Source organism: Rhodococcus sp. AQ5-07, from assembly GCF_009707305.1.
GTDB lineage: Bacteria > Actinomycetota > Actinomycetes > Mycobacteriales > Mycobacteriaceae > Rhodococcus_F > Rhodococcus_F erythropolis.
Genome location: NZ_CP046099.1, coordinates 1,991,183 through 2,018,075, shown reverse-complemented (window position 1 = coordinate 2,018,075; position 26,893 = coordinate 1,991,183). Strand labels below are relative to the sequence as shown.

The following is a 26,893-nucleotide window of genomic DNA, read 5'->3' as shown; positions in this document are numbered from 1 at the left end:
CTGTGAAACCTCTCGAGGTAAGACGGACCGACCCTTTCGATGAGACCCTCTTTCCGCTCTCGGCCGCCCAACGGGCAACCTGGTTCGCTCAGCAATTCGATCCCGAAGTCCCGATTCTGATAGCGCACTACGTGGAGTTGCGCGGCGAACTCGACGTCGAATTACTGGATCGCGAAACGCGGGCAGTTGCTTACGAGTTTCAATCTCCCATGCTCAAAGTGATCGAGGTCGATGGTCAGCCGATGCAGTACGTGGACGAGAAGGCCGAAATCTCGGTCGGTTTGGTCGACTTCCGCTGGACCGAGGATCCCTTCGAGGCTGCGCTCGAGTGGATGCGTCGAGATTGCCGGACGCAGCTCGACCTGGCAGTCGACGGAATCGTTGCGACCGCTGTGCTGCGCGTGGGTGACGCGCACTATCTGTGGTACAGCCGTATCCATCATGTCGCGCTCGACGGTTTCGGTGCCATGACCATGATGAACCGCATTGCGCATCGGTACTCGGCCTCGGCGGCGAGAAAAGATCTGCAGCCGAGTCGTGCCGCGACACTGCGCACGCTGTACGACATCGACGAGCGGTACAGACAGTCGGATCGATTCGCTGCCGACCGTGAGTACTGGGCAGGGCGCAATACAGTCGGTGCCGGATCCAGCTTGGCGGAGGCTTCTGGGCCCGCACACATCGAGAGCCGACTCGAAAGCACACTGATGTCGGACCGGAGCTGTGCCCTTCTCCACGAATCCGAGAACCACGCTGCAACGGTCATCGCTGCGCTCGCGTTGTACCTCTCGCGAATGACGGCGAAAGAGACTGTCCAGATTCATGTTCCGATGTCCGGACGGACTACGGCGGTGTTGCGGGACTCGGGCGGCATGATGGTGAACGTGGCGCCGCTGCTCATCAGTGTCGCCGCCGTCGACACCGTCGGTGAACTCTTCGCCCAGGTCCAGCATGAGCTCATGGGTGCATTGCGGCACCAGCGCTGCAGCCTCGACGACATCCGTCGGGACGCAGGCGTGACGAGCGGTCTGGAAGGCGAAGACTCATATGCCGGGCCCATGGTCAACGTCATGCTGTTTCGCCAGGAGGTGCAGTTGGGCGAGGTGGTTGGGGAGTATCACATCGTCACCTCCGGGCCGGTGGAAGACCTTCTGGTCAACGTGTATCCGAGTGGCGACAGACTGCGTGTCGACTTCCGGGCAAACCCGATCCGATACGAGGAGGCGGGTTTACGCGAGCACCACCGGAATTTTGTCGGCTTGCTGGAAGAGTTGATCGCGTCTGATTCCGGTGCCGAACTCGCAGACATTCACGGCCCGACGGCCCGGGAGGGCGAGCGACGACAACGCGAAGTGCGGCACCTCGAGTATTGGAGACATGAGCTCACCGGGGCGCCCGAACTGTTGCAACTTCCCTTCGATCGACCCAGGCCTGCAACGCAATCGCTGGACAGTGCACAGGTTGAGGTCGTGATCGCCGCAGACACCCACGCGCGGATTACAGAAATGGCAAGTGATCTCGGGACGGACACACGCGTGGTCCTACATACGGGCTTCGCGCTAGTGGTGAGCCGATTGTCCGGGGCTTCGGACGTGGTAATCGGTACGCCGACAGGATCCGACGCGAACATCGTTGCCATCCGGAGTCGCATCGATCTGGAGACGCCGTTCACGGCGCTCCTGGGCAGTGTCGTCGAGGTTCGAAGTAATGCGCTGCCGCACAGTGGGATACGGCTCGAGCAGGTGGCGCAGTCGCTCGAGGTGGAGGATGTACCTGCGTATGCGCCGGTTGTACAGGTGACGTTCGAGTCCGTCGCCAGCGCTGACGAGCACCCTCCCGACCTCGGCCGCTTCGATCTCGGAGTGTCTGCAGTCGAACTGTTCGACGAGGTGGGTACGCCGTCCGGAATCACGGTGACGCTCGCGTTTGCCACCGACCTGTTCGACGCCGAGACGGTACGTGGCCTCGGTTTGCGGTTCGCGCGCGTCCTGGAATCCGTCACCACAGATCCGGCAATGATGGTCGGCGACATCGACATCTTGTCCGACGACGAGCGATCCGCGATGCATCCTGTCCGCAGTGACCCTCGCGCTTCGCACCGCACCCTGGCCGAACTGTTCGACGGTGCGGCGCGCACACACCCCGACGGCGTGGCCCTGTCGTATCTCGATGGCGAGTTGACGTATCGAGAACTCGACGAGCGTTCGTCGAAGTTGGCCCGAGTCTTGATCGACCGCGGCGTCGGTCCGGAAAACAGTGTGGCGCTGGGTTTGACGCGTTCGGTCGAATCGGTTGTCGCGATGTTGGCGGTGACCAAAGCCGGCGCGGCATTCGTGCCGGTGGATCCGACCTATCCGGGTGAACGTGTTCGCTTCATGCTGACCGATTCCGGCGCCGTACTGGGGCTCACGGTCGTTTCCGAACTTCATCGTTTGCCGGATTCGATTTCCTGGCTAGCGATCGACGACGCTGAGTTCGGTGGCCGACTTGCACGGTTGTCCGTGCGCTCCATCTCCGATGTCGATCGGGTGCACCCGATCCGGCCCGACAATCCTGCATACGTGATCTACACTTCGGGTTCCACCGGACTCCCCAAGGGGGTGACGGTCTCGCATCGTGGACTGGAAGCGCTTGCTGCCGAACAGCGTTGGCGGTTCGGTGCGACCCAGGATGCACGAACATTGCACTTCTCGACCCCGAGTTTCGACGCCTCGATTTTCGAATACCTGCTGGCTTTCGGGGCCGGAGCGACCATGGTGATTGCACCGAGCACGATTTACGGCGGTGACGAGCTGTCTCGCTTCCTCGAATCCCAGCGTGTCACGCATGGTTTTGTCACTACTGCGGCGCTCGGAACAGTTTCGCCCGAGGGCCTTTCGGACTTCGGCGACGTGGTGGTCGGTGGTGAGGCCTGTCCGCCGGATCTTGTGCAGCGGTGGGCTCCCGGCCGACGGCTGTGCAATGCCTACGGGCCGACCGAGACGACCGTCATGTCGAACATCGGCGAGCCGATGGTGTCGTCGGAGAACATCACAGTGGGCGGTCCGCTCCGCGGTTTCGAGGAGATCGTGCTCGATCAGCGATTGCACCCCGTCCCCGACGGTGTTGTGGGTGAGCTGTACATCTCGGGAGACGCGCTCGCACGTGGATATCACCGGAAGTATGCGTTGACCGCAGGACGATTCGTGGCCGACCCGTTCGGTCTCCCGGGCCGGCGGATGTATCGAACGGGGGACTTGGTGCGGCGGCGCCGTGGCCGTGCACTCGAGTACGTCGGTCGCAGCGATTTCCAGGTGAAAGTTCGCGGATTCCGTATCGAGCTCGGGGAAATCGACAGCGTCGTGCAGTCGTGTCCGCAGGTCGAGAATGCAGTTACCGTGGCGCGTGCGGCTCCCTCCGGTACAACGATGATTACCACGTACGTCGTGCCTGCCGGCGGAAGTGTGCTCTCGACGGCCGATCTGACGCAGTACGCCGCGAGCCGTGTGCCGTCGTACATGGTTCCTGCGGCCTTTGTTCTTCTCGGCGAGTTGCCGGTAACTCCATCGGGAAAGGTCGATCGCGCTGCCTTACCGGCACCTCGGTTCGATGCTCGGTCGGACAACTTTCGACCGCCCGAGGGCGCCGAAGAACTACTGCTGGCCGAGATTTTTGCCGACGTTCTAGGTGCCGAGGCGGTGGGTGCGGGTGACGACTTCTTCGAGCTGGGTGGGAACTCTCTGATCGCCACAAAGCTGATCGCACGAGTCAATGCCGCTGAAGCAATCGATTTCGGGGTGCGGACTTTGTTCGAAGCACCGACGATCGAATCACTGGCCCTCCACGTGCGTGACGCGAAGTCCTCCGGCGTTGATCCCTCGCGTTCGAAGCGTCCAATCCTGCAGGCACATTCGTACAAGGACAAGATTCCGGTGTCTCTGGCGCAACAACGCCTGTGGTTTGTCAATCAGTTCGACACGTCGTCCCCGGCCTACAACATCCCGATGGTGGTCCGACTGTCAGGGGCGTTGGATGTGGCTGCGCTGAAACTCGCGATGGGAGATGTTGTCGATCGACATGAATCGCTTCGCACCGTCTACCCGGCGTCGATCGACGGTCCACATCAGGTCGTGGTTCCTTCGGAACGTGTGACGTCGGAGATGGCGTGGGAAGTATCCGTTGACGAGGAAGCCTTGGACAGGCGCGTCGCCGATCTCGCTCGCGAGGGGTTCGACGTGAGCGCGAACGTGCCCGTGCGCGGCTCCCTTTTTCGAATCACTCGGGACGTTCATGTCCTCGCGTTGGTGGTTCACCATATTTCGGCGGATGGAGCATCACTCGAGCCGCTGGCCCGCGACCTGACCCGCGCCTACGCGGCGCGGGCTGCCGGTCGGGCACCGGACTGGCCGCCTTTGCCTGTGCAGTACGCCGACTACAGCCAATGGCAGATCGAACTGCTCGGCAGTGACGCCGATCCGGACACGCTCCAGGCGAAGCAGTTGGACTACTGGACGTCCACCCTGTCCGGTCTACCTGACGTGATCGACCTTCCGCTGGATCGACCGAGGCCGGCGGAACGATCCATGCGCGGTGAATCGGTCCGATTCTCGGTGCCCGCAGACGTGCACAGTGACCTCCTTGAACTCGTTCGGAATCACAACGCGACACCGTTCATGGTGATGCACGCAGTGCTGGCCGTTCTGTTGGCACGGCTGAGCGCCTCGCCGGACATAGCGATCGGCATTCCGGTGGGAGGGCGCGCCGAGCAAGTCCTCGACGATCTGGTCGGGATGTTCGTCAACACGGCCGTCCTGCGAACCGCCGTTGATACCGCCGCGACTTTCGAGGAAATCCTTTCACGAACTCGCGAAGTTGATCTGGCAGCGTTCGGGCAAACCGAGGTGCCGTTCGAGCGAGTCGTCGATGCAGTTGCTCCGGAGCGTTCACCATCTCATTCACCGCTCTTCCAGGTTCTGTTGGAATTTCAGAACACCGCAGATCCTCACCTCGAACTACCAGGACTCGGTGTCGATGTTGTTTCAGTTGACATCGGTGTCGCCAAATTCGACTTGCAATTGTCGCTCTCCGAAAAGCGTGGCAGGGACGGAATCCCGGTGGGTTTCGACGCCGCCTTCACCTATGCCTCCGATATCTTCGAGCGCACCACAGTCACCGAATTCGGGGAGCGCTTCGTCCGCCTACTGCGGTCGGTCGTATCGGATCCAACTGCCCCAGTGGGTGATACGGAGATTCTGGGTGCGCCCGAGCGTGGGTTGGTGGTGGGTGGTTGGGATGGTGTGGGGGTTGCGGTGGGGGGTTTGACGTTGGTGGATGTGTTGGATGGGCGGTTTGCTGGTGTGGGTGGTGGGGGGTTGGTGTGTGGTGGGGTGGTGTTGTCGTGGGGTGAGTTTGATGTTCGGGTGAATCGTTTTGCGCGGTTGTTGATTTCGTTGGGGGTGGGTCCGGAGTCGCGGGTGTGTGTGGTGTTGTCGCGGTCGGTGGAGTTGTTGGTGGCGGTGTTTGCGGTGGTGCGGGCTGGTGGGGTGTTTGTTCCGGTGGATGTGGGTGCGCCGGTGGAGCGGGTGGGGTTTGTGGTGGGGGTGGTGGATCCGGTGGTGGTGTTGTCGCGGGGTGGTGATGGTGGGTGTTTGCCGGTGGGGGTGGGGTTTGTTGATGTGGGTTGTGTTGATGTTTCGGGGTTTTCGGGTGATCCGGTGGGGGTGGGTGATCGGTTGGGGGTGTTGTTGCCTGAGCATGCGGTGTATGTGATGTTCACGTCGGGGTCGACGGGTCGTCCGAAGGGGGTGGTGGTTTCGCATGCGGGGGTGGTGAATCGGTTGTTGTGGATGCAGGGGGAGTTTCCGTTGGGTGTGGGGGATGTGGTGTTGCAGAAGACGCCGGTGTCGTTCGATGTGTCGGTGTGGGAGTTGTTTTGGCCGTTGATGGTGGGTGCGCGGTTGGTGGTGGCGGATCCGGGTGGGCATCGTGATCCGGTGTATTTGGTGGGTGTGATCGAGCGGTGGGGGGTGTCGGTGGTGCATTTTGTGCCGTCGATGTTGGAGGTGTTCGTGGGGGAGCCTTCGGTGGTGGTGGGGTGTTCGAGTGTGCGTCGGGTGTTTGTGTCGGGTGAGGGTTTGTCGTCGGTGTTGGCGGGGCGGTTTGCGGGGGTGTGTGGTGCGGAGTTGGTGAATTTGTACGGGCCGACGGAGGCGTCGGTGGATGTGACGTTTCATGTGGTGGGTGGTGTTGTGGGGGTGGGTGTTCCGATTGGTCGGCCGGTGTGGAATACGCGGGCGTTGGTGTTGGATTCGCGGTTGCGGCCGGTTCCGGTGGGTGTGGTGGGGGAGTTGTATGTGGGTGGGGTGCAGGTGGCTCGGGGGTATGAGGGTCGTGTGGATTTGACGGTGGGTCGGTTTGTGGCGGATCCGGTGTCGGGGGTGGTGGGTGCTCGGGTGTATCGGACGGGTGATGTGGTGCGGTGGGGGTGTGGTGGGGTGTTGGAGTTTGTGGGGCGCACGGATTTTCAGGTGAAGGTGCGGGGGCAGCGGGTGGAGTTGGGTGAGGTGGAGGCGGTGTTGGCTGCTCAGGTGGGGGTGGCTGGTGCGGTGGTGGTGTTGCGGTCGGGTGTGGGTGGGGATTTTTTGGTGGGGTTTGTGGTGGGTGAGGTGGGGGTGGTGGTCGATGAGGTGGTGGTGTTGGAGGGGGTGCGGAGGTCTCTTCCGGGGTTCATGGTGCCGTCGGTGGTGGTGGTGTTGGGGGAGTTTCCGGTGACGGTGCATGGGAAGTTGGACCGTAAAGCCCTCCCGGACGTCAACTTCGAACCTCGATCGCTGCAGTATGTTGCGCCGCGAACGCCGGTCGAGGAGACGGTTGCCGCAATCTTCGATGATCTGTTGGGAACGTCGACGGTGGGCGTGTACGACGACTTCTTTGCCCTTGGTGGGAACTCTCTGAGTGCAGCCAGGTTGGTTGCGCGAGTGAATTCTGTTCTCGGCGAACGGATCGACATCCGCGACGTCTTCGATGCTTCTACCGTTGCAGCGCTGGCCGAGTTGGCGCAGTGTCGCGGAGGAGAGGGGGCCAAGCCGGCGTTGAGGCCGCGGGGTACGACGACGGATATCCCACTTTCGCCGGCGCAGGAGCGAATGTGGTTTGCGAATCAGTTCGACCCCGAGTCCGCCGCCTACAACGTCGCGTGCGCGTTGAGGCTCGACGGCACAGTGAATCTGAGTGCACTTCACGCGGCATTTGTCGACGTCGTCGAGCGGCACGAGTCCTTGCGCACTGTTTTTCCTCTCACTGACGACGGCCCGCGTCAAGTGATCATGTCTACCTCACAGGTGGTATCGGATCTCGCACCGATACTTGTGCAAGGAGAGGAAGAACTGCGCGAGCGTTGCCGGCAGATCGTTTCGGATGGTTTCGACGTCATGCAGCAGGTCCCGATGCGCGCCACCTTGTTGCGGCGAGACGACCAGGTCCACTCGCATGTCCTGGTGATCGTGATTCACCACATCGCCGCCGACGGATTCTCCACGGTACCGCTGGCCCGAGATCTCATGAGCGCGTACACCTCCCGTGTGAGCGGTGAGGCTCCTCGGTGGGCGCCGCTCGAGATCCAGTACGCCGACTATGCGTTGTGGCAACGTGGTTGGTTGGGTTCGGAATCCGACTCTCGGTCTTTGATCTCGAAACAGCTCGCCTATTGGGTCGAGAATCTTGCGGGTGCACCGGAAGTTCTCGACATTCCGACCGATCGACCGCGCGGTGATGTGCGTTCGCTTCGACGCGGACGGATTCGGTTCGCGTTCAGTCCGGAGGTTCATGCCGGTGTGGTTGCCCTGTCGCGCAAACATAACGCCACCGTCTTCATGGTTGTGCATGCAGCCTTGGCAGTGCTGCTGGCGAGGCTCAGTGATGAGGACGACATAGCCGTCGGAACTCCCATCGCCGGGCGTGGGGAGCGCGAACTCGACGACCTGGTGGGCATGTTCGTCAACACGTTGGTCTTGCGCACTGCAGTGGACCGCGGCGCGACTTTCGGGGAGTTCCTCGACCAGGTCCGAAACGTAGATCTGAGCGCCTTCACTCATGCGGACGTGCCGTTCGAACGAGTCGTCGAGATAGTGAATCCTTCACGTTCGACGGCATACTCGCCCCTGTTTCAAGTCATGTTGGAGTTCCAAGACATCGAGCGACCGACACTGGAACTTCCCGACCTGCAGGTGACCGACGTGGGTGTCGAGATCGACACCATCACCTTCGATCTGCAGTTGACGGTGGCGCAGAACACTGGCACCGCCGGTGAATCGGATGGTATTCGTGCTGAATTCGGATATGCCGCAGATATTTTCGACGAGGAAACAGTAGGGGGCTTCGTCGACCGCCTGCAACGGATTCTCGAGTACGTCACCACGGATCCGCAATCGCGGATCGGAGATATCGATATCCTCGACGCCCGTGAGTCAGCCGAACTGGTACCCGTGCGAGGTGTGATCTCCACCGCTGTTCAGACCCTTCCCGATTTGCTCACTACAGCAACAGATATGGCGACCGCCCAGGATCCCGGCGCCGTCGCGCTGGTGTTCGAGGAACGTGAAGTGACGTATCTCGAACTAGACGCACGGTCGAATCGATTGGCCCGCATGCTGGTCGAATCCGGAGTGGGTCCCGAATCGGTGGTGGCGATGTGTCTCCCACGCTCCGTCGAGTCCGTTCTGGCGGTGTGGTCCATTGCCAAGACAGGTGCGGCATTCCTTCCCGTGGACCCGGGACTTCCTGCTGCACGTATCGAGTACATGCTGGGCGACTCCGGTGCAGCGTGGGGGATAACGACCCGAGCTCACCACGCAGCATTGTCCGGCCTCGTGCCGTGGCTGGTCCTCGACGATGCCGGTTTCGAGGAACGGCTGTGGGCGTACTCGCCATCGAAAGTCACCGACGAGGATCGGAAGGCACGGATTCGAATCGACAATCCGGCCTATCTGATCTACACCTCGGGATCAACGGGAACACCCAAGGGGGTGACGGTCACACATCGCGGGTTGAGCAACTTTGCTCTCCAGGAGCGCGAGACATTCGCCGCCACGACCCGATCCAGAACTCTGCACTTCGCTTCGCCGAGTTTCGACGCTTCGGTTCTCGAACTCATGTTGGCCGTTGGTGCGGGATCCACGATGGTGATCGTGCCACCGACCGTCTACGGCGGGGCGGAACTGGCGGCGCTACTGGAGCGCGAGCGCGTCACCCATTGTTTTGTGACTCCGGCGGCTTTGGCATCCGTCGCCCCAGACGGACTCACCACTGTCGGTTGTGTCGTGACAGGTGGGGAGGCGTGCCCGCCGGAATTGGTGGCCCGCTGGGCGCCGGGCAGAAAGATGTTCAACGCCTACGGTCCTACCGAGGCAACTGTGGTGTCGAGCATCAGTGCGGCACTGGCTCCGAGCGACCCGGTCACCATCGGCGCACCTACTCGCGGATTCAGCGAGGTAGTGCTGGACTCGCGTCTGAGAGCGGTACCGGTAGGTGTCGCGGGAGAGTTGTATCTTGCCGGGCCGGCTCTCGCTCGCGGCTATCACCGGCGATCCCCGTTGACCGCCACGCAGTTTGTCGCAGATCCCTTCGGTGCGCCGGGAACGCGGATCTATCGCACGGGCGATCGCGTGCGGTGGACGCCCGACCGACAGCTGGAGTATCTCGGGCGCACCGATGCCCAAGTGAAGGTCCGCGGGTTCCGCATCGAACTCGGGGAAGTCGAGGTGGCACTGCAGGCGCACCCGCGCGTGGCCCAGGCGGTGACGGGCGTCTGGAACGGCGACGGCAGGGATCGGTTGAACGGCAGGGATCGGTTGATCGGATACGTGGTTCCCGATCGCGGAGCGAGTGTCGATCCGCGAGACGTCCTCGCGCATGCAGGCAAGCGTCTGCCGTCGTACATGGTGCCTGCGGCGGTGGTGGTGCTCGACGCACTTCCGCTGACTGTTCACGGAAAACTGGACCGCGCAGCGCTTCCGGCACCCGATTTCTCGTCCACGGCCACACCCGACCGGACACCGCGAACGGAAACCGAGAATCTTCTTGCCGCTCTGTTCGCGCAGGTTCTCGGCCTGGACACCGTAGGAGTGCATGATTCGTTCTTCGAGCTCGGTGGAGACAGCATCATGTCCATCCAATTGGTGGCCCGCGCTCGCGATGCTGGTGTGATCATCTCGCCCCGAGACGTATTCGACCACAAATCTGTTGCCGCGCTTGCCGAGTCGGCGCACGTGGAGCAGGACGGTCCTGATGTGCTCGCGGAGCTACCAGGGTCCGCTGTCGGAACTGTTCCACTGAGCCCGGTGGCGCAGTGGATGCTGGACCGCAGCAATGGCGGCCTGAGTGGCGGCGAATTGAAACGGTTCTCCCAGGCGCTCTTGCTGACAGCTCCCGCTGATCTCACCCAGGACCTCCTTGTCCGTGGTGTCCAGGAGTTGCTGAATCGCCACGGAATGCTGCGAGCTCGCTTGGGCGAGAGTGACCGGGTCATGGAAGTCCTACCACCCGGCTCGATCTCGGCCGAAGGACTGATCCATCGAGTAGCTGTCGGTTCGGTGGACGACGAAGGTTTCAGGGCCTTGGCGTCGGGAGAGCTCGAGGCCGCTGCCGACAGCTTGGATCCCGCCGCGGCTGACATGGTGCGCGTGATCTGGTTCGACCTGGCCGACAAACCCGACTTGTCGAACCAGCGGGGCCGACTACTCGTGGTGATTCATCACCTGGTTGTCGACGGCGTCTCGTGGCGCATTCTGGTCACCGACCTGGCGACGGTGACAGCACAACTCCGGGCCGGTGTCACGCCCGAACTGCCACAGATCGGAACGTCGTTCCGGCGATGGGCGCACGGGCTTGTCGAGCACGTGGGCGATCGGAGCGTCGAACGGGACATGTGGAAAACGATCCTTGACGGCGATGACCCGCTGATCGGTTCGCGCCCGCTCGATCCCACGATCGACGTCGACGGCACGGTCGACACCGTCACAGTGGACATCGCGCCTCCGGTGACCAGGAACCTACTCACCACGGTTCCTGCGGCATTTCACGCCGGCGTGAACGACGGACTCCTCACTGCTGTTGCGTTGGCCTCGATCGAGTGGCGACGACGCCGCGGTATGGATACCGCTGCCGCCCTGGTCACGCTCGAAGGACACGGCCGCGAGGAAGGAGCGGTTCCTGGCGCAGACCTCGCGCGCACCGTTGGTTGGTTCACCACGCTCTACCCGGTGCGCGTGGACCTCGGCGGAATCGACGTCGACGACGCACTGGCAGGTGGCGCCGACGCCGGACGGGCTCTCAAAGCCGTCAAGGAATACGTGCGTGCGATCCCCGATCATGGAATCGGATTCGGGATGTTGCGCTACCTGTCGGGCGAGAGCGAACCACTCGGCCGATTCCGTTCTCCTCAGATCAGTTTCAACTATCTGGGCCGGATCAGTTCCTCTGACGGAACACAGGACTGGCTGCCGGTGGAGGGCAATCGAAAGCTCGGCGGAACCCAGAATCGGTCCATGCCTGTGGCGTCCGTGATCGACATCAACGCGGCGGTTGAGGACCATGTCGACGGGCCCTGCCTGACAGCATCTTTCACCTTTCCCCGCGGAGTGCTCGACAGGTTTGACATCGCGGAGTTCGCGGAACTGTGGCGTCGTGCGCTCGACGGACTCACCGCGCACGCATCGCGACCTGATGCGGGCGGTCTGACGCCGTCGGACATTCCCCTGGTCTCGGTGGATCAACAACAGATCGAACGCTGGGAGAACGACTTCCCCGGATTACGTGATGTCTGGTCGGTGTCGCCCCTTCAGGCCGGGCTGATGTTCCATGCCTCACTGGCGGCGACGTCGACGGACGTCTACACAGCGCAGTTGTGCGTCGAGCTGGAAGGAGCGGTTGATTCCGAGCGTTTGCGCGGCGCTGCTGCCGGACTACTGGCAAACCACCCGAATCTGTGTGCAGCGTTCGGCTACGACGTACACGGACTACCGGTGCAGTTGATTGTGGACGATGCAGTGATTCCCTGGACCGAGGTCGACCTGAGTGATTGCGGATCGGCAACCGAAGCAGAGCTGGAGCGTCGCCTCGACGAGGATCGCAGTGCACTCTTCGACCTCGCCTCGCCGCCACTGCTTCGGCTGACGTTGCTGCGAACTCCGACGACGAGGTGCGTGTTGGTGGTGACAAACCATCACATCGTTCTCGACGGTTGGTCGATGCCGTTGTTGGTACGCGAACTGCTGATGAGATACGCGGACGACAGTCTCCCGGTCGAGAGCGTCCCGGCCGATCAGCCCCAGACTCCGTCGTACCGCACCTATCTGGAATGGTTGGCGCACCGCGACATCGAGACCTCGCTCGCGGTCTGGGAGGACGCCATGGAAGGCGTCGACGAGCCGACGTTGTTGGCGGCTTCGGCGCCGACCGCCGATCAGGTGGTACCCGAAGAGGTCACCGTGGATCTGCCCGATTCGGTGCTCGACGGACTCGGTGGGCTGGTTCAGCGGAGCGGGATCACGATGAACACGGTGATCCAAGCGGCGTGGGGTGTCCTGTTGTCTCGAATGCTTTCCCGTGAAGACGTAGTCTTCGGCGTCACAGTCTCGGGCCGCTCACCTGAATTGCCTGGTGTGGAAAACATGATGGGGCTGCTGATCAACACATTGCCTGTCCGGGTGCAACTGGATCCGGACGAGACGTGTGCACAGCTGTTCGCTCGACTACAAGGCGAGCAGACAGATCTGCTCGATCATCACTATGTCGGACTCGGCGCGATTCAATCTGCCGTAGGGACAGGCAATTTGTTCGACACACTGTCGGTCTTCGAGTCGTATCCGATCGATACCTCGGGGATGGACGGGAACACCGACATAGCCGGTATGCGCGTCACCGCTGTGAATGCCCGCGACGCCACGCATTACCCGCTCACCGTGCTGTCGGTCGCGGAACCGACGCTGCAGGTGAGCCTGCGGTATCAGCCGGCGGCATTCGACCGCGCCGCGGTCGGCACCATTGCACAGCGAATGTCGCGAATTCTTGCCGCCTTCGCAGCGAACGCGGATACACCGGTCGGTGAGGTCGACGTGTTCGTCGCGGGTGAGCGTGGGTTGGTGGTGGGTGGTTGGGATGGTGTGGGGGTTGCGGTGGGGGGTTTGACGTTGGTGGATGTGTTGGATGGGCGGTTTGCTGGTGTGGGTGGTGGGGGGTTGGTGTGTGGTGGGGTGGTGTTGTCGTGGGGTGAGTTTGATGTTCGGGTGAATCGTTTTGCGCGGTTGTTGATTTCGTTGGGGGTGGGTCCGGAGTCGCGGGTGTGTGTGGTGTTGTCGCGGTCGGTGGAGTTGTTGGTGGCGGTGTTTGCGGTGGTGCGGGCTGGTGGGGTGTTTGTTCCGGTGGATGTGGGTGCGCCGGTGGAGCGGGTGGGGTTTGTGGTGGGGGTGGTGGATCCGGTGGTGGTGTTGTCGCGGGGTGGTGATGGTGGGTGTTTGCCGGTGGGGGTGGGGTTTGTTGATGTGGGTTGTGTTGATGTTTCGGGGTTTTCGGGTGATCCGGTGGGGGTGGGTGATCGGTTGGGGGTGTTGTTGCCTGAGCATGCGGTGTATGTGATGTTCACGTCGGGGTCGACGGGTCGTCCGAAGGGGGTGGTGGTTTCGCATGCGGGGGTGGTGAATCGGTTGTTGTGGATGCAGGGGGAGTTTCCGTTGGGTGTGGGGGATGTGGTGTTGCAGAAGACGCCGGTGTCGTTCGATGTGTCGGTGTGGGAGTTGTTTTGGCCGTTGATGGTGGGTGCGCGGTTGGTGGTGGCGGATCCGGGTGGGCATCGTGATCCGGTGTATTTGGTGGGTGTGATCGAGCGGTGGGGGGTGTCGGTGGTGCATTTTGTGCCGTCGATGTTGGAGGTGTTCGTGGGGGAGCCTTCGGTGGTGGTGGGGTGTTCGAGTGTGCGTCGGGTGTTTGTGTCGGGTGAGGGTTTGTCGTCGGTGTTGGCGGGGCGGTTTGCGGGGGTGTGTGGTGCGGAGTTGGTGAATTTGTACGGGCCGACGGAGGCGTCGGTGGATGTGACGTTTCATGTGGTGGGTGGTGTTGTGGGGGTGGGTGTTCCGATTGGTCGGCCGGTGTGGAATACGCGGGCGTTGGTGTTGGATTCGCGGTTGCGGCCGGTTCCGGTGGGTGTGGTGGGGGAGTTGTATGTGGGTGGGGTGCAGGTGGCTCGGGGGTATGAGGGTCGTGTGGATTTGACGGTGGGTCGGTTTGTGGCGGATCCGGTGTCGGGGGTGGTGGGTGCTCGGGTGTATCGGACGGGTGATGTGGTGCGGTGGGGGTGTGGTGGGGTGTTGGAGTTTGTGGGGCGCACGGATTTTCAGGTGAAGGTGCGGGGGCAGCGGGTGGAGTTGGGTGAGGTGGAGGCGGTGTTGGCTGCTCAGGTGGGGGTGGCTGGTGCGGTGGTGGTGTTGCGGTCGGGTGTGGGTGGGGATTTTTTGGTGGGGTTTGTGGTGGGTGAGGTGGGGGTGGTGGTCGATGAGGTGGTGGTGTTGGAGGGGGTGCGGAGGTCTCTTCCGGGGTTCATGGTGCCGTCGGTGGTGGTGGTGTTGGGGGAGTTTCCGGTGACGGTGCATGGGAAGTTGGACCGTAAAGCCCTCCCGGACACTACTTTTACAGCCGCGGACTATCGGACGCCGAGCACACGAGCCGAAGTTATGGTCGCTCGAGCCATCGCCGAGGTGCTCGATCTCGACCAGGTGGGCGCCGACGACAATTTCTTCGAATTGGGTGGAGACTCGCTCAGCGCCACTCGCGTCGCAGCGCGCATCAGATCCGAATCGAGCACGAATGTCGGTGTGAAGGCCTTGTTCGACACTCCCGTGGTCGCTGATCTGGCGGCATCGATCGATCAGCTGCAAGCTGTGCTGCGAGGTTCGGGGCCGGAAGGTTCGGGGCGGGAAGGTTCGAGGATTTCAGAAATCGCGGGTAAGACCCGGCCAGAACACATTCCGCTATCGCTCTCACAGGCGCGCATGTGGTTCGTCAACCAGTTCGACACCTCGTCTCCGCTTTACAACATCCCCGTCGCACTACAACTGGACGGCTTCCTGGATTCGGGTGCGCTCCAAGCCGCACTGGGTGATGTGGTGGAACGGCACGAAACCCTTCGAACGATCTTCCCGACGTCCGCGAACGGGCCCCACCAGGTGATCGCCGAACCAGCGCTCGCTGCTCCTCGAATCCACCCCGTCCCGATTTCCGGTGAGCGGCTTTTTACGGATTTGCACGCGTTCTTCGACGTCGGATTCGATGTGGCCGAAGAGTTCCCGCTGCACGTGAGGTTACTCCGAATCGGGCCGGAGCAGCATGTTCTTGCGATCGTCGTCCACCACATCGCCGCGGACGGTTTCTCGATGGCGCCACTGGCACGTGACCTGATGCGCGCCTATACATCCCGTGCTCAGGAGCAGAATCCGGACTGGGAGCCACTGCCCATCCAGTATGCCGACTACAGCCTGTGGCAGCGGGAGATCCTCGACGCAGAAGTTGGTCCGGGAACGTCGACGTCGGATGAATTCGATTACTGGACAGCGAAGCTGTCGGATATTCCAGAAGTCTTGCCGCTCCCTCTCGATCGACCACGAACGCCGAAACGGTCTACCGAGGGCGCGGTGGTTTCGATGGACTTCTCACCCGAGATCCATCGAGTTTTGACCGACCTCGCACACCAGAATGCTGCGTCCCTGTTCATGGTGATGCATGCGGCGCTCGCGGTGTTGCTGGCACGGCTTTCGGCGTCGGACGACGTAGTGATCGGCACTCCGGTCGCAGGGCGCGGTGCTTCGGTGTTCGACGATGTGGTCGGGATGTTCGTCAACACGCTCGTGCTTCGCACACCCGTCGAATCCGGAGCAACCTTTGCCGAGGTGTTGGCCGCGGTGCGGTCAACGGATCTCGGTGCACTCGACCATGCAGACATTGCCTTCGAGAGGTTGGTGGATGACCTCTCGCCCGACCGTTCCACCGCGCATTCACCCCTCTTTCAAGTACTCCTCGAATTCCAGACCGATACGGGACTGCGCTTCGAATTGCCGGAACTGACGGCTCGCTCGCTCGACATCGATCTCGCGGTTGCAAAATTCGATCTACAACTGAGTGTGATGGAACACGTCGACGAGCACGGTGGGCCGGCCGGTATCAGCGCCGGTTTCCGTTATGCAACAGATATTTTCGATCGAGTATCGGTGACGCGCATCGCGGAGCGCTTCGAGAGAGTGATCGGCGCCGTGATCGAGGATCCGTCGGCAGTCGTCGGCGACATCGACATACTTCTGGCCGGCGAATACAGCGAGATGCTGGTTGCGCCATCGGCCTCGGCCTCAGGCTCGGCCTCGGTCTCGGGCGTCGGAACCCACGAGGATTCGCTGTCGGATCTCTTCGATCGTGCGGTGCTGACGTCCGGTGATGCCGTGGCGGTGCGCTGCGACGGATTGTCCGTCACCTACCGCGAACTCGACGAGCGAGCAAACCGCCTCGCTCGACTGTTGGTGGCTCAGGGTGTGGTGCCGGAAACCCTGGTGGCAGTCGCGATGACCCGCTCGATCGACCTGGTGGTGGCATTGCTGGCGGTGGTGAAGGCGGGTGGCGGATACCTACCGGTGGACCTGACTTCTCCGGTCGACCGCGTGGACTTCGTGCTGCGTGACTCCGCACCCAAGTGCGTGCTGACCACTCGGGCCGACGGCGACGACATACGAGACAATGACGCAATCGCAGACAACGAGATTCCAGTGATTTCCGTGGACGACCCGGCGATTCTCGAAGCGCTGCACAGGTTTTCTCCGCTTCCGGTGACCGACCAAGACCGGCTGCTACCGCTCCGACCCGATTCGGTGGCCTACGTGATCTACACCTCGGGGTCTACTGGGCGTCCGAAGGGGGTGCAGGTTTCCCACCGCAGCGTCGTGACGTTGCTGGCAAACACCGGAGCGCTCTTCGGCTTCGACAGCGGCGATGTGTGGACGATGTTCCATTCCGAGGCATTCGACTTCTCGGTCTGGGAAATGTGGGGCGCACTCGCACACGGTGGCCGGCTGGTACTGGTCGACTACTTCACGGCCCGTTCACCAGAGGCATTCCTCGAATTGCTACGGCACGAACGTGTCACGGTGCTCAATCAAACTCCCACTGCCTTCTATCAATTGGCGGAAGCCGACCGGCGTATCGGGAGCGCGGCCCTGTCATTGCGCTACGTGATCTTCGGTGGAGAAGCCCTCGACTTCGGACAGTTGACGCGCTGGTACGCCCGCCGCGGGACTTCGTCACCAGATCTGGTCAACATGTACGGCATCACGGAGACCACGGTGCACGTCAGCCACCTACTGCTCGATCGTGAGCTGGCGCGTGACGGATCGGCCTCGGTGATCGGTCGGGCGTTGCCCGGATTGCGTGTGTATGTGTTGGATCAGCGGTTGCACCCGGTGCCGCCCGGTGTGGTGGGTGAACTGTATGTCTGCGGCGATCAGGTTTCACGCGGATACCTCGGCCGGTCCGGTCTGACCTCCGCGCGGTTCATTCCCGATCTCACCGTCAGTGGGGCGCGTATGTATCGATCCGGTGACCTGGGGCGCTGGAACGACAGCGGGCAGCTGGAGTACCTCGGACGAAACGATCTGCAGGTGCAGGTGAAGGGGTACCGAATCGAACTCGGCGAGGTGGAGGCTGCGCTGCTCTCCGGAGTGGGCGTGTCTCAGGCGGCGGTCGTGGCTCGCAGAGACCGGTTGGTGGGCTACGTGGTGCCGGAGGCCGTTGCCACTGTCTCTCCGGCGGCGTTGCTCGAGTATCTCTCACAGAGGTTGGCGGCACACATGGTCCCCGCTGTCGTGACGGTTCTCGAGGCGTTGCCGCTGACGGTGAACGGCAAACTCGACCGGAAAGCGTTGCCTGAAACTGACTTCGGGCTACAGACAACCGTGAGTCGTGGCCCCGCCTCCGAGACGGAAAGCATCCTTGCGGGCCTGTTCGCCGAGGTTCTGGGACTCGGCGAGGTGGGGGTCGACGATTCGTTCTTCACTCTCGGCGGTGACTCGATCATGTCCATCCAGTTGGTGACGCGAGCCAAGTCTGCGGGAGTTTTGATCTCACCGCGCGAGGTATTCGAACGCAAAACCGTTGCGGCGCTGTCCGAGACGGCCGGTACGTCTGGCGGTCACGCTGTTCTCGACGAGTTGCCCGGTGGCGGCGTCGGGGAGATCGAGTTGACACCGATCGCGGAATGGATGCTCGATCGCGGCGGAGACTTTCGGCGGTACTCACAATCTGTTCTCCTCGCGGTTCCTGCCACGCTCGACGAGGTCACGCTGACACAGGCGATGCAGGCCGTGCTGGACCACCACGACATCCTCCGCGCGGGCATCCGGGCGACGCTGCATCCTGAATCCGCTCGGCGGATGGACGTTGCGCCAGCAGGTACGGTGCGGGCGGAGACCGTCGTACGCCACGCGAGCCTAGAGGGTGCTGCCGCGGAGACGGTCTCGGCTGAACTCGACGCAGCTCTGGGGCGGCTCGACCCGGAGACAGGTGTGATGGTGCAGGCAGTCCTGCTCGACACCGACGGACAGATTCAAAAGGAAGGACAGCGCCAGAAACGGTTGCTACTGGTAGCGCACCATCTGGTGACGGACGGTGTTTCCTGGCGAATCCTGATCCCCGATCTTGCACTTGCTTGTGCGCAGGTGCAATCAGGCGTCGACCCGTCACTGGCTCCGGTCGGGACCTCGATGCGTCGATGGGCACGTGGCCTCGTCGACGCCGCGCGCGAGCCGGATCGGGTTGCTGAACTCGACTATTGGCGAGAGGTGCTCGCGGGTCCAGATCCGACTCTGGGTGTGCGCGCCCTGACGAAGAGGGACACCGCCTCCGCCACCACTTACATCGAAGTACGAGTTCCCACGGCATTGACCGAGGCCGTGTCGACGACAGTGCCGCAGGCGATTCACGGGAGCGTCGAGGACGGGTTGTTGACGGCTTTGGCTCTTGCGATGGTCCGCTGGCATAGGGAGCGCGGGATCGAAAATCCGGATACATTGATCAGCCTCGAGGGACACGGACGCGAGGAACAGGTGGTTCCCGGGGCAGATCTTGCTCGCACAGTGGGATGGTTCACGTCGATCTTCCCGGTGCGGATCGATCTGAGCAGAGTGGATCCGAGCGACGCCTTCGCCGGCGGCCCGGCTGCGGGCGTCGCTGCCAAGGCCGTCAAGGAACAACTCCGGGCGGTGCCGGACCGCGGCATCGGCTTCGGGTTGCTGCGCTATCTGAACCGCGAAACGGCACACACACTTTCGCAACTTCCGGAGCCCCAGATCAGTTTCAACTACCTCGGACGCGTCGGTGGATCCGAGGCCGACGCTACAGCGGGATGGGTACCGATCCGCGACGAGGACTTGCGGACGGTTACGGCCGTCGATCTCCCACTCGCCAGCGTCCTCGAGGTCAACGTGATGACCGTCGACGACAGCTACACCGACAACAGTGACACCGACGACGGCCCGCAGCTCGTTGCCAGCTGGACGTTCCCACCGGACATTCTGGGCGCGGACGACACGCGGCAACTGGCGCAGTGGTGGCTCGACGCATTGGCCGGGCTCGGTGAGTACGCGGCGGGCGGCGGCGGATTCACACCTTCGGACTTCGATCTGGTCGATCTTCGACAGGACGCGGTAGACGACCTCGAAAGCCGGTGCCCCGACCTGAGCGACGTCTGGTCACTTTCTCCATTGCAAGCGGGGTTGTTGTTCCATGCCGAACTGGCCGAACGATCGGTCGACGCATACCTCGTACAAGTGGCTCTCGATCTAGCCGGCGCAGTCGATTCGGAGCGCCTGCGTCACGCCGCCGACGCGCTGCTCGACAGGCATGAGAACCTGCGTACCGCCTTCCTTCACGGCGCGGACGGCCGTGCCGTCCAGGTGGTCCGAAGCGCCGTGGCAGCGCCATGGCAGGAAATCGACCTCACTGGTGCAACAGATCAGGATCTTGATCGAGCACTGGCGGAGGACCGAGCGCGCCCGTTCGACATGGCGCAGGCGCCGTTGATCAGATTCACCCTGATTGCTCTCGCCCCCGAAAAGTTCACGCTGGTGCTCACCAACCATCACATCCTTCTGGACGGCTGGTCCATGCCACTGCTGATTCGGGAGTTGGCGACGCTCTATGCCGCTGACGGTGAAGTGGCGGCCTTGCCTCACGCGCGCGCGTATCGCGACTATCTGACCTGGATGAGCCGCCGCGATCAGCAAGCTTCTCGAGCTGTATGGGCGAGGACGCTGAGCGGAGTCGAAGGACCGACGCTGTTGGCTCCGGCGGTTCGATCTCGTCGACTTTCCACCATGGCGGCCGAGTGGGTGTTCGATCTGGACGAGGAGTTCACAACCTCACTTCGCGGGATGGCGCGTGAACTCGGGCTGACGATCAACACAATTGTTCAGGCATCGTGGGGGATCGTCCTCGCTGCACTGACCGGGAGAGACGATGTGGTGTTCGGGGCGACGGTGTCGGGTCGACCTCCCGAGCTGACCGGGATCGAAACCATGATCGGGCTGTTTATCAACACAATTCCGGTCCGAATCACTCTGCGCCCGAGAGAAAGTATCGGCACACTCCTCGCGCGGATCCAGGCCGAGCAAGCAGAGCTGTCGGATCATCACTATCTCGGGCTTTCCGAGATCCAAGTAGCCACGGGGCCGGAGACCGGATTTGACACGTTGACTGTCTTCGAATCGTATCCCGTTGACCGTCAGGGCCTTTCGTCCGATACCGATATTGCGGGGATCCGGATCACCGATGTCGAAGCCAAGGACGCTGCCCACTACCCGCTCAGCCTGGTGGCATCGGTCGACACCAGACTCCGCCTGAAATTCGAGTACCTACCCGAGGTTTTCGGTGCCGCCGACATCGAAGAGATCGCCGGACGACTGCATCGTGTACTCGAAGCGTGTGCCCAGCCGGATCGCCCCTTGGCTGTGGTGTCGGTGCTCGCCCCGTCCGAACGTGCCGAATTGGTGCCGGCCCGTGGCACGGCTGGTGGGTCGTCGCGCGTCTTCCCGGAGATCTTCGATGCGGCAGCCCAGCGTGATCCGAACGCGCTCGCCGTGGAATCGGCGGACGGCAGCCTGACCTACGGCGAGCTGGACATCCTCTCCAATCGCATTGCTCGCGTGCTGGTCTCGCGAGGACTGGGAACCGAGGACTACGTAGCAGTCGGTGTCCCACGTTCTCTCACGTCCGTGGTGTCGATACTTGCCGTCGCCAAGACGGGCGCTGCATTCGTGCCGATCGATCCCGCCTATCCCGACGAGCGGATCAATCACATGCTGATCGATTCGATGGTCAGCTTCGGATTGACCACCACCGCGGGCCGAGATCGATTGCCCGATATCGCGGAGTGGCTGATTCTCGACGATCCGCATTTCACGAAGAAGTGCGAGGAATTCTCGGGGAGCCCGTTGACCGACAACGACCGACTCCGTCCGATCGGGTTGGATTCAGCTGCCTACGTGGTCTACACCTCGGGGTCGACCGGCGTGCCCAAGGGAGTCGTGGTCACACAGCGAGGGCTCGACAACTTCACCCGAGACCAGGTCGAACGCTACGGCGCAACTCCACAATCACGCACGCTGCACTTCTCCACTCCGAGTTTCGACGGGTCGCTCTTCGAATATCTGCAGGCTTTCGGTGCCGGGGCGACGATGGTTATCGCTCCACCCGGGATCTACGGGGGCGAGGACCTGGCGCAGCTTCTGGCCGAGCACGCCGTCACGCATGCGTTCATCACCACGGCGGCATTGGCAACGGTGGACCCGGCTGGGCTGGAACAACTTTCGAAAGTCGTATTCGGGGGCGAGGCGTGCCCACCCGATCTCGTCGCTCGCTGGGCACCTGGCCGCCGCCTGTACAACGCATACGGACCGACCGAAGCAACGATCATGTCCAACGTCAGTCCGCCGATGACCGCCGGGGAACGCATCACGATCGGTGGACCTGTCAGTGGCGTCAGCGAACTGGTGCTCGACGCTCGACTTCAAGCGGTTCCCGTCGGGGTCCCCGGCGAGCTGTATCTGGCCGGACCAGGCGTGGCGCGGGGATATCACCGAAGGCCGGGGTTGACGGCAGAGCGCTTTGTTGCCAATCCGGCCGACCCAGGAACGCGGATGTACCGCACCGGCGACATCGTGCGATGGACGGCGGACATGTGTGTCGAGTACGTCGGGCGAAGCGACTTCCAGGTCAAGGTTCGAGGCTTCCGTGTCGAACTCGGTGAGATCGACAGTGTGCTGATGGCGGAGCCCAACGTCGGATTTGCCGTTACGGTTGCCGATTCCGCCCCCACCGGAGACACCCGACTCGTGTCGTACGTCGTGCCGACCGCGGGTCGACTGGACACCAGGCTCCTGATTCGCGCCGTGGCCCGGCGCTTGCCTTCGCACATGGTGCCTGCCGTTCTCACGGTGCTGGAGAACATACCATTGACCGCTGTCGGAAAAGTCGACCGTTCGGCATTGCCCAGCCCCGAAATCGAGACGACCACAAGGGATTTCCGTCCCCCTGTCGGCCCGGTCGAACAGGCAGTGTCGGACGTGTTCGCCGAGGTGCTCGGCCTCGAACGAGTCGGTACCGACATCAGTTTCTTCGAGCTCGGTGGAAATTCTCTGAGCGCCACTTCGGTCGCGGCGAGGCTACGGGCGGTGCTCGGAGCTACCGTCGGCGTGCGGGACCTGTTCGAGATGCCGACGGTGGCCGAGTTGGCCACGGTGATCGACCAGTCGGTCGCCGAACGGTCGGAGCGACTGGAACCGCGCCCCCGACCCGACAACATCCCCTTGTCGTTTGCTCAGCAGCGGATGTGGTTCGTCAATCAACTCGACACCAGTTCTCCTGCATACAACATTCCGCTCGTGGTGCGGTTGAGCGGTGAACTCGACAAACCGGCCTTGAGATCAGCGATGTCCGATGTCATCGCCCGCCACGAATCGCTGCGAACGATGTTCCCGGTCCACGGCGACGGACCGGTCCAGCACATCGTGCCCACCGAAAGCGCCGCGCTGCCACAACTGGCCGAGACATCGGTGACCGACGAACATCATCTCCGCGACGAGCTTGCCCGAATGGTCTCGGCCGGTTTCGACGTCGCCGCACGAATTCCCCTGCGGGCAGCGTTGTTCACCATCGATGAGCGCGAACACGTACTTGCCGTAGTGGTGCACCACATCTCGGCTGACGGCTTCTCGATGTCTCCACTGACCCGAGACGTGATGATTGCATACGAGGCCCACGCGCACGGCGGGGAACCCCAGTGGACGCCGCTTCCAGTCCAGTACGCCGACTTTGCGCTCTGGCAACGGGAGATTCTGGGCTCCGGCGACGACCCTGGGTCGGTGATCACCGAGCAGTTGGCTTACTGGCGACGCGCACTGTCAGGCGCTCCCGACCTCTTGGAACTTCCCCTCGATCGAGACCGGCCGACACAACAGAGTTTTCACGGCTCGCGGATTCACTTCTCGATCAGCAGTGATCTTCACCGCCGTATCCGAGACGTGTCGAGGCAGCAAGAGTCCACTGCATTCATGACTGTGCATGCAGCGCTCGCGCTCTTGCTGGCACGTTTGGGCAGCACCGACGACATCGTGATCGGAACGCCGATCGCCGGCCGGGGAGATCGTGCCCTCGATGATCTGGTCGGCATGTTCGTCGGCACGCTCGCACTGCGCACACAGGTCGACCCGGCTCAATCGTTCCGGGAGTTGGTTGCGCATTGCCGAGAAGTCGACCTCGCCGCGTTCGCGCACTCCGACGTTCCCTTCGAGCGGGTAGTGGACGCGGTCGGGCCGAAACGGTCGAGCGCCTATGCACCGATTTCCTCGGTGTCGCTGGAATTCCAGAACAACGATCGGCCGATTCTGAAGCTGGCGGGACTGGAAGTCCGCGGGATCGACCCAGAACTCGAGGTAGTGAAGGTAGACCTGGAATTCCTCCTCGCCGAAGAGTACGACGATCGCGGTGCACCGGGAGGAATGAGCGGAGCCGTCGACTTTGCCACCGATCTCTTCGACCCCGGTACGGTCAGCGGGTTTGCCGACATGTTCGTTCGTGTACTCGAGGCCGTGACCCGGAATCCGCAGGTACCGATCGGTGACATCGACCTACTCGGCGATCTTGAACGTCGCGAGTTGACGCCGGCGCATGGGCTCCCCGAAGTAGCTCCGAAATTGTGGCCTGAGTTGTTGGCGGACGCCGTGGCGATCGATCCGGACTCGGTGGCCCTGTCGCTCGAGAACCGGCAGCTCAGTTATCGCGACCTGGACGAGTGGTCGAATCGTGTTGCCCGGGAGTTGTGCGGTCGCGGTGTGGGCCCGGAGACCTTCGTGGCACTGGGAATGCCTCGCTCGATCGAATCGGTGGTGGCGATCTGGTCGGTGACCAAAGCCGGAGCGGCTTTTGTGCCTGTCGATCCGGCCTATCCGCGCGAGCGCGTCGAATACATGCTCGCCGATTGCCGAGCCTCGCTCGGTTTGACTGTTCAGTCCAGCCGAACTCACCTACCCGACGTTGTTCCCTGGCTGGAACTCGACGACCCACACTTCGCCCGGCGGGTAGCCGCGCTGTCGCCGGAACCGATCACCGATGACGATCGAACCGGTGTACTGAACCTCGATCATCCGGCCTACCTGATCTACACCTCGGGATCTACCGGGAAACCCAAGGGAGTGAACATTACTCATCGAGGTTTGGCGAGCTTCACGGCCGAAACTCGTGAGAGGTTCGAGGTCACTCACGACTCTCATGTCTCACAGCTGGCATCGCCGAGTTTCGACGCTTCCATCTTCGAGTTGACGATGGCATTCAGCGCCTCGGCGCAAGTCGTGATCGTTCCGCCTGCTGTGTACGGTGGCGCCGAATTGGCCGATGTTTTCCGGCGCGAGCAGGTCACTCATGCCACCATTACACCGACCGCGCTGGCGGCGTTGGGTGACAACGGTTTCGAGGCGCTCCGTGTTCTCGATCTGGTGGGCGAGGCCTGCCCGCCGGAGGTCGTCGCGCAATGGGCGCCGGGTCGGAGGCTGCACAACGGCTACGGCCCGACTGAAACCACCGTGCAGGCGAGTGTCAGCGATTCGATGAAACCCGGTGCGGGAGTGAACATCGGCTCGCCGGCAGTGGGCTTCGGCTTCCTGGTGCTGGACGAGCGTTTGCAGCCCGTACCGGTGGGCGTGCCGGGGGAGTTGTACATCATCGGCCCAGGTATGGCACGTGGGTACCATAATCGGGCGTCGCTCACGTCGGAACGATTTGTCGCTTGCTTGTACGGATCGCCGGGGCGCCGGATGTACCGCACCGGAGATGTCGTGCGTTGGCGTGAATCCGGCGGTGACAGTGCCAAAATCGTTGGGTCCGGAGATGGAGTGCATCACACACTCGAATACATCGGGCGCAGCGACTTCCAGGTCAAGGTCCGTGGTTTTCGGATCGAACTCGGGGAAATCGATGCAGTTCTCTCACGCCATCCGTCGGTGGACTTCGCCGCGACTGTCGGCTACACGGGACCGTCGGGTGAAACGGTCCTGGTGTCGTACGTGCGTGCGTCAGCTGCCGACGCCTCCGACAGCGACGAGATACGGGCGTACGCAGCCGACCGACTTCCCTCGCACATGGTTCCGTCGGCAGTGGTACTTCTCGAGCGGATTCCGATGACACCGGTGGGCAAGCTCGACCGAAAGGCTCTACCGGAACCCGAATTCAGTTCGGCTGCAGCCGAGTTCCGCGAGCCGGTCACCGACACCGAGCGCGCCGTGGTCGACTCGTTTGTCGAGGTTCTGGGTGTCAGCCGGGTGAGCACTACCGACAGCTTCTTCGACCTGGGCGGGTCCTCCCTGGTAGCCACCCGAATCGTCAGCGCACTGCACTCCCGTTTCCAACGCAGAATTCCGCTTCAGTGGATGTTCCTCGACCCGACACCCGCTGGAATCGCTCGACGCCTCGACATGCCGACAGTGGACGCCGGCATGGAAGAGCTTCTCGCCGTGGTTGTTCCGCTGCGGACAGTAGGAAGTGGGCGACCGCTGTTCTGTGTGCACCCTGGTATCGGCCTGTCCTGGGGGTACGCCGGCTTGGTGCGGTATCTGCCCGAGGACCGACCGGTGTACGGACTTCAGCTACCCGCACTCAGCGACGACGGTGACTATCAGTCGATCGAACAGTTGGCGCATCGCTACGTCGAAGAGATGGAAGCCGTTTCGCCGGACGGGCCGTACGACTTGCTCGGTTGGTCCCTCGGCGGAGTCATCGCGCACGCCATGGCCGTCGAACTGCAATCGTCCGGCCGCGAAGTTGCCACACTGACGATGATGGACAGCTACCCCGACAACGGCGATGCCTCTGCGTCAGCCGCACTCGACGTCCGAGACCTACTGCGAGGACTCGGCCTCGAGATCGAGACCGGCCGAGATCTGACCTTCGACGAGGCGGCGGCCGTGCTGGCCCGGAGGCTCGGGCCCGAGACGGGAGTCGAGGGTCGGGACCTCGAGCGGATTGCCAGAGGGTACGAGACTTCGCAGAGAATCACGCACCAGTTCGTTCCCCAGATCTACGAGGGAGACCTGCTGATCTTCCCGGCTGACGGAAAAGACGACACGATTCCGCGGGAAAGGTCGCCACAGGAATGGCGTCCGCTCGTGACGGGGCGGATCGTGGAGGTACCGGTGCGATGCGGACACAACGAGATGATCGAGGCACCGGCCATGGCGGTCATCGGACCGGAGATGGCTCGGGTGCTCTCGATGTTTTCCGGATACTCCGAACGGGCATGACAACTTGAAGCCACTAAGCCACCGAGCCGCACGCCCGTGAA

The 26,893-nt window shown here is 62.6% G+C and carries 1 protein-coding gene; it reads left to right on the top strand.

The window, feature by feature from the left end; all coding sequences use genetic code 11:
• Window positions 1-2: 2 nt before the first annotated feature.
• Window positions 3-26,852 (top strand): non-ribosomal peptide synthase/polyketide synthase, encoded by a 26,850-nt coding sequence (locus GJB56_RS09230; protein ID WP_154606665.1) that lies wholly within the window; start codon window positions 3-5, stop codon window positions 26,850-26,852.
• Window positions 26,853-26,893 lie beyond the last annotated feature (41 nt).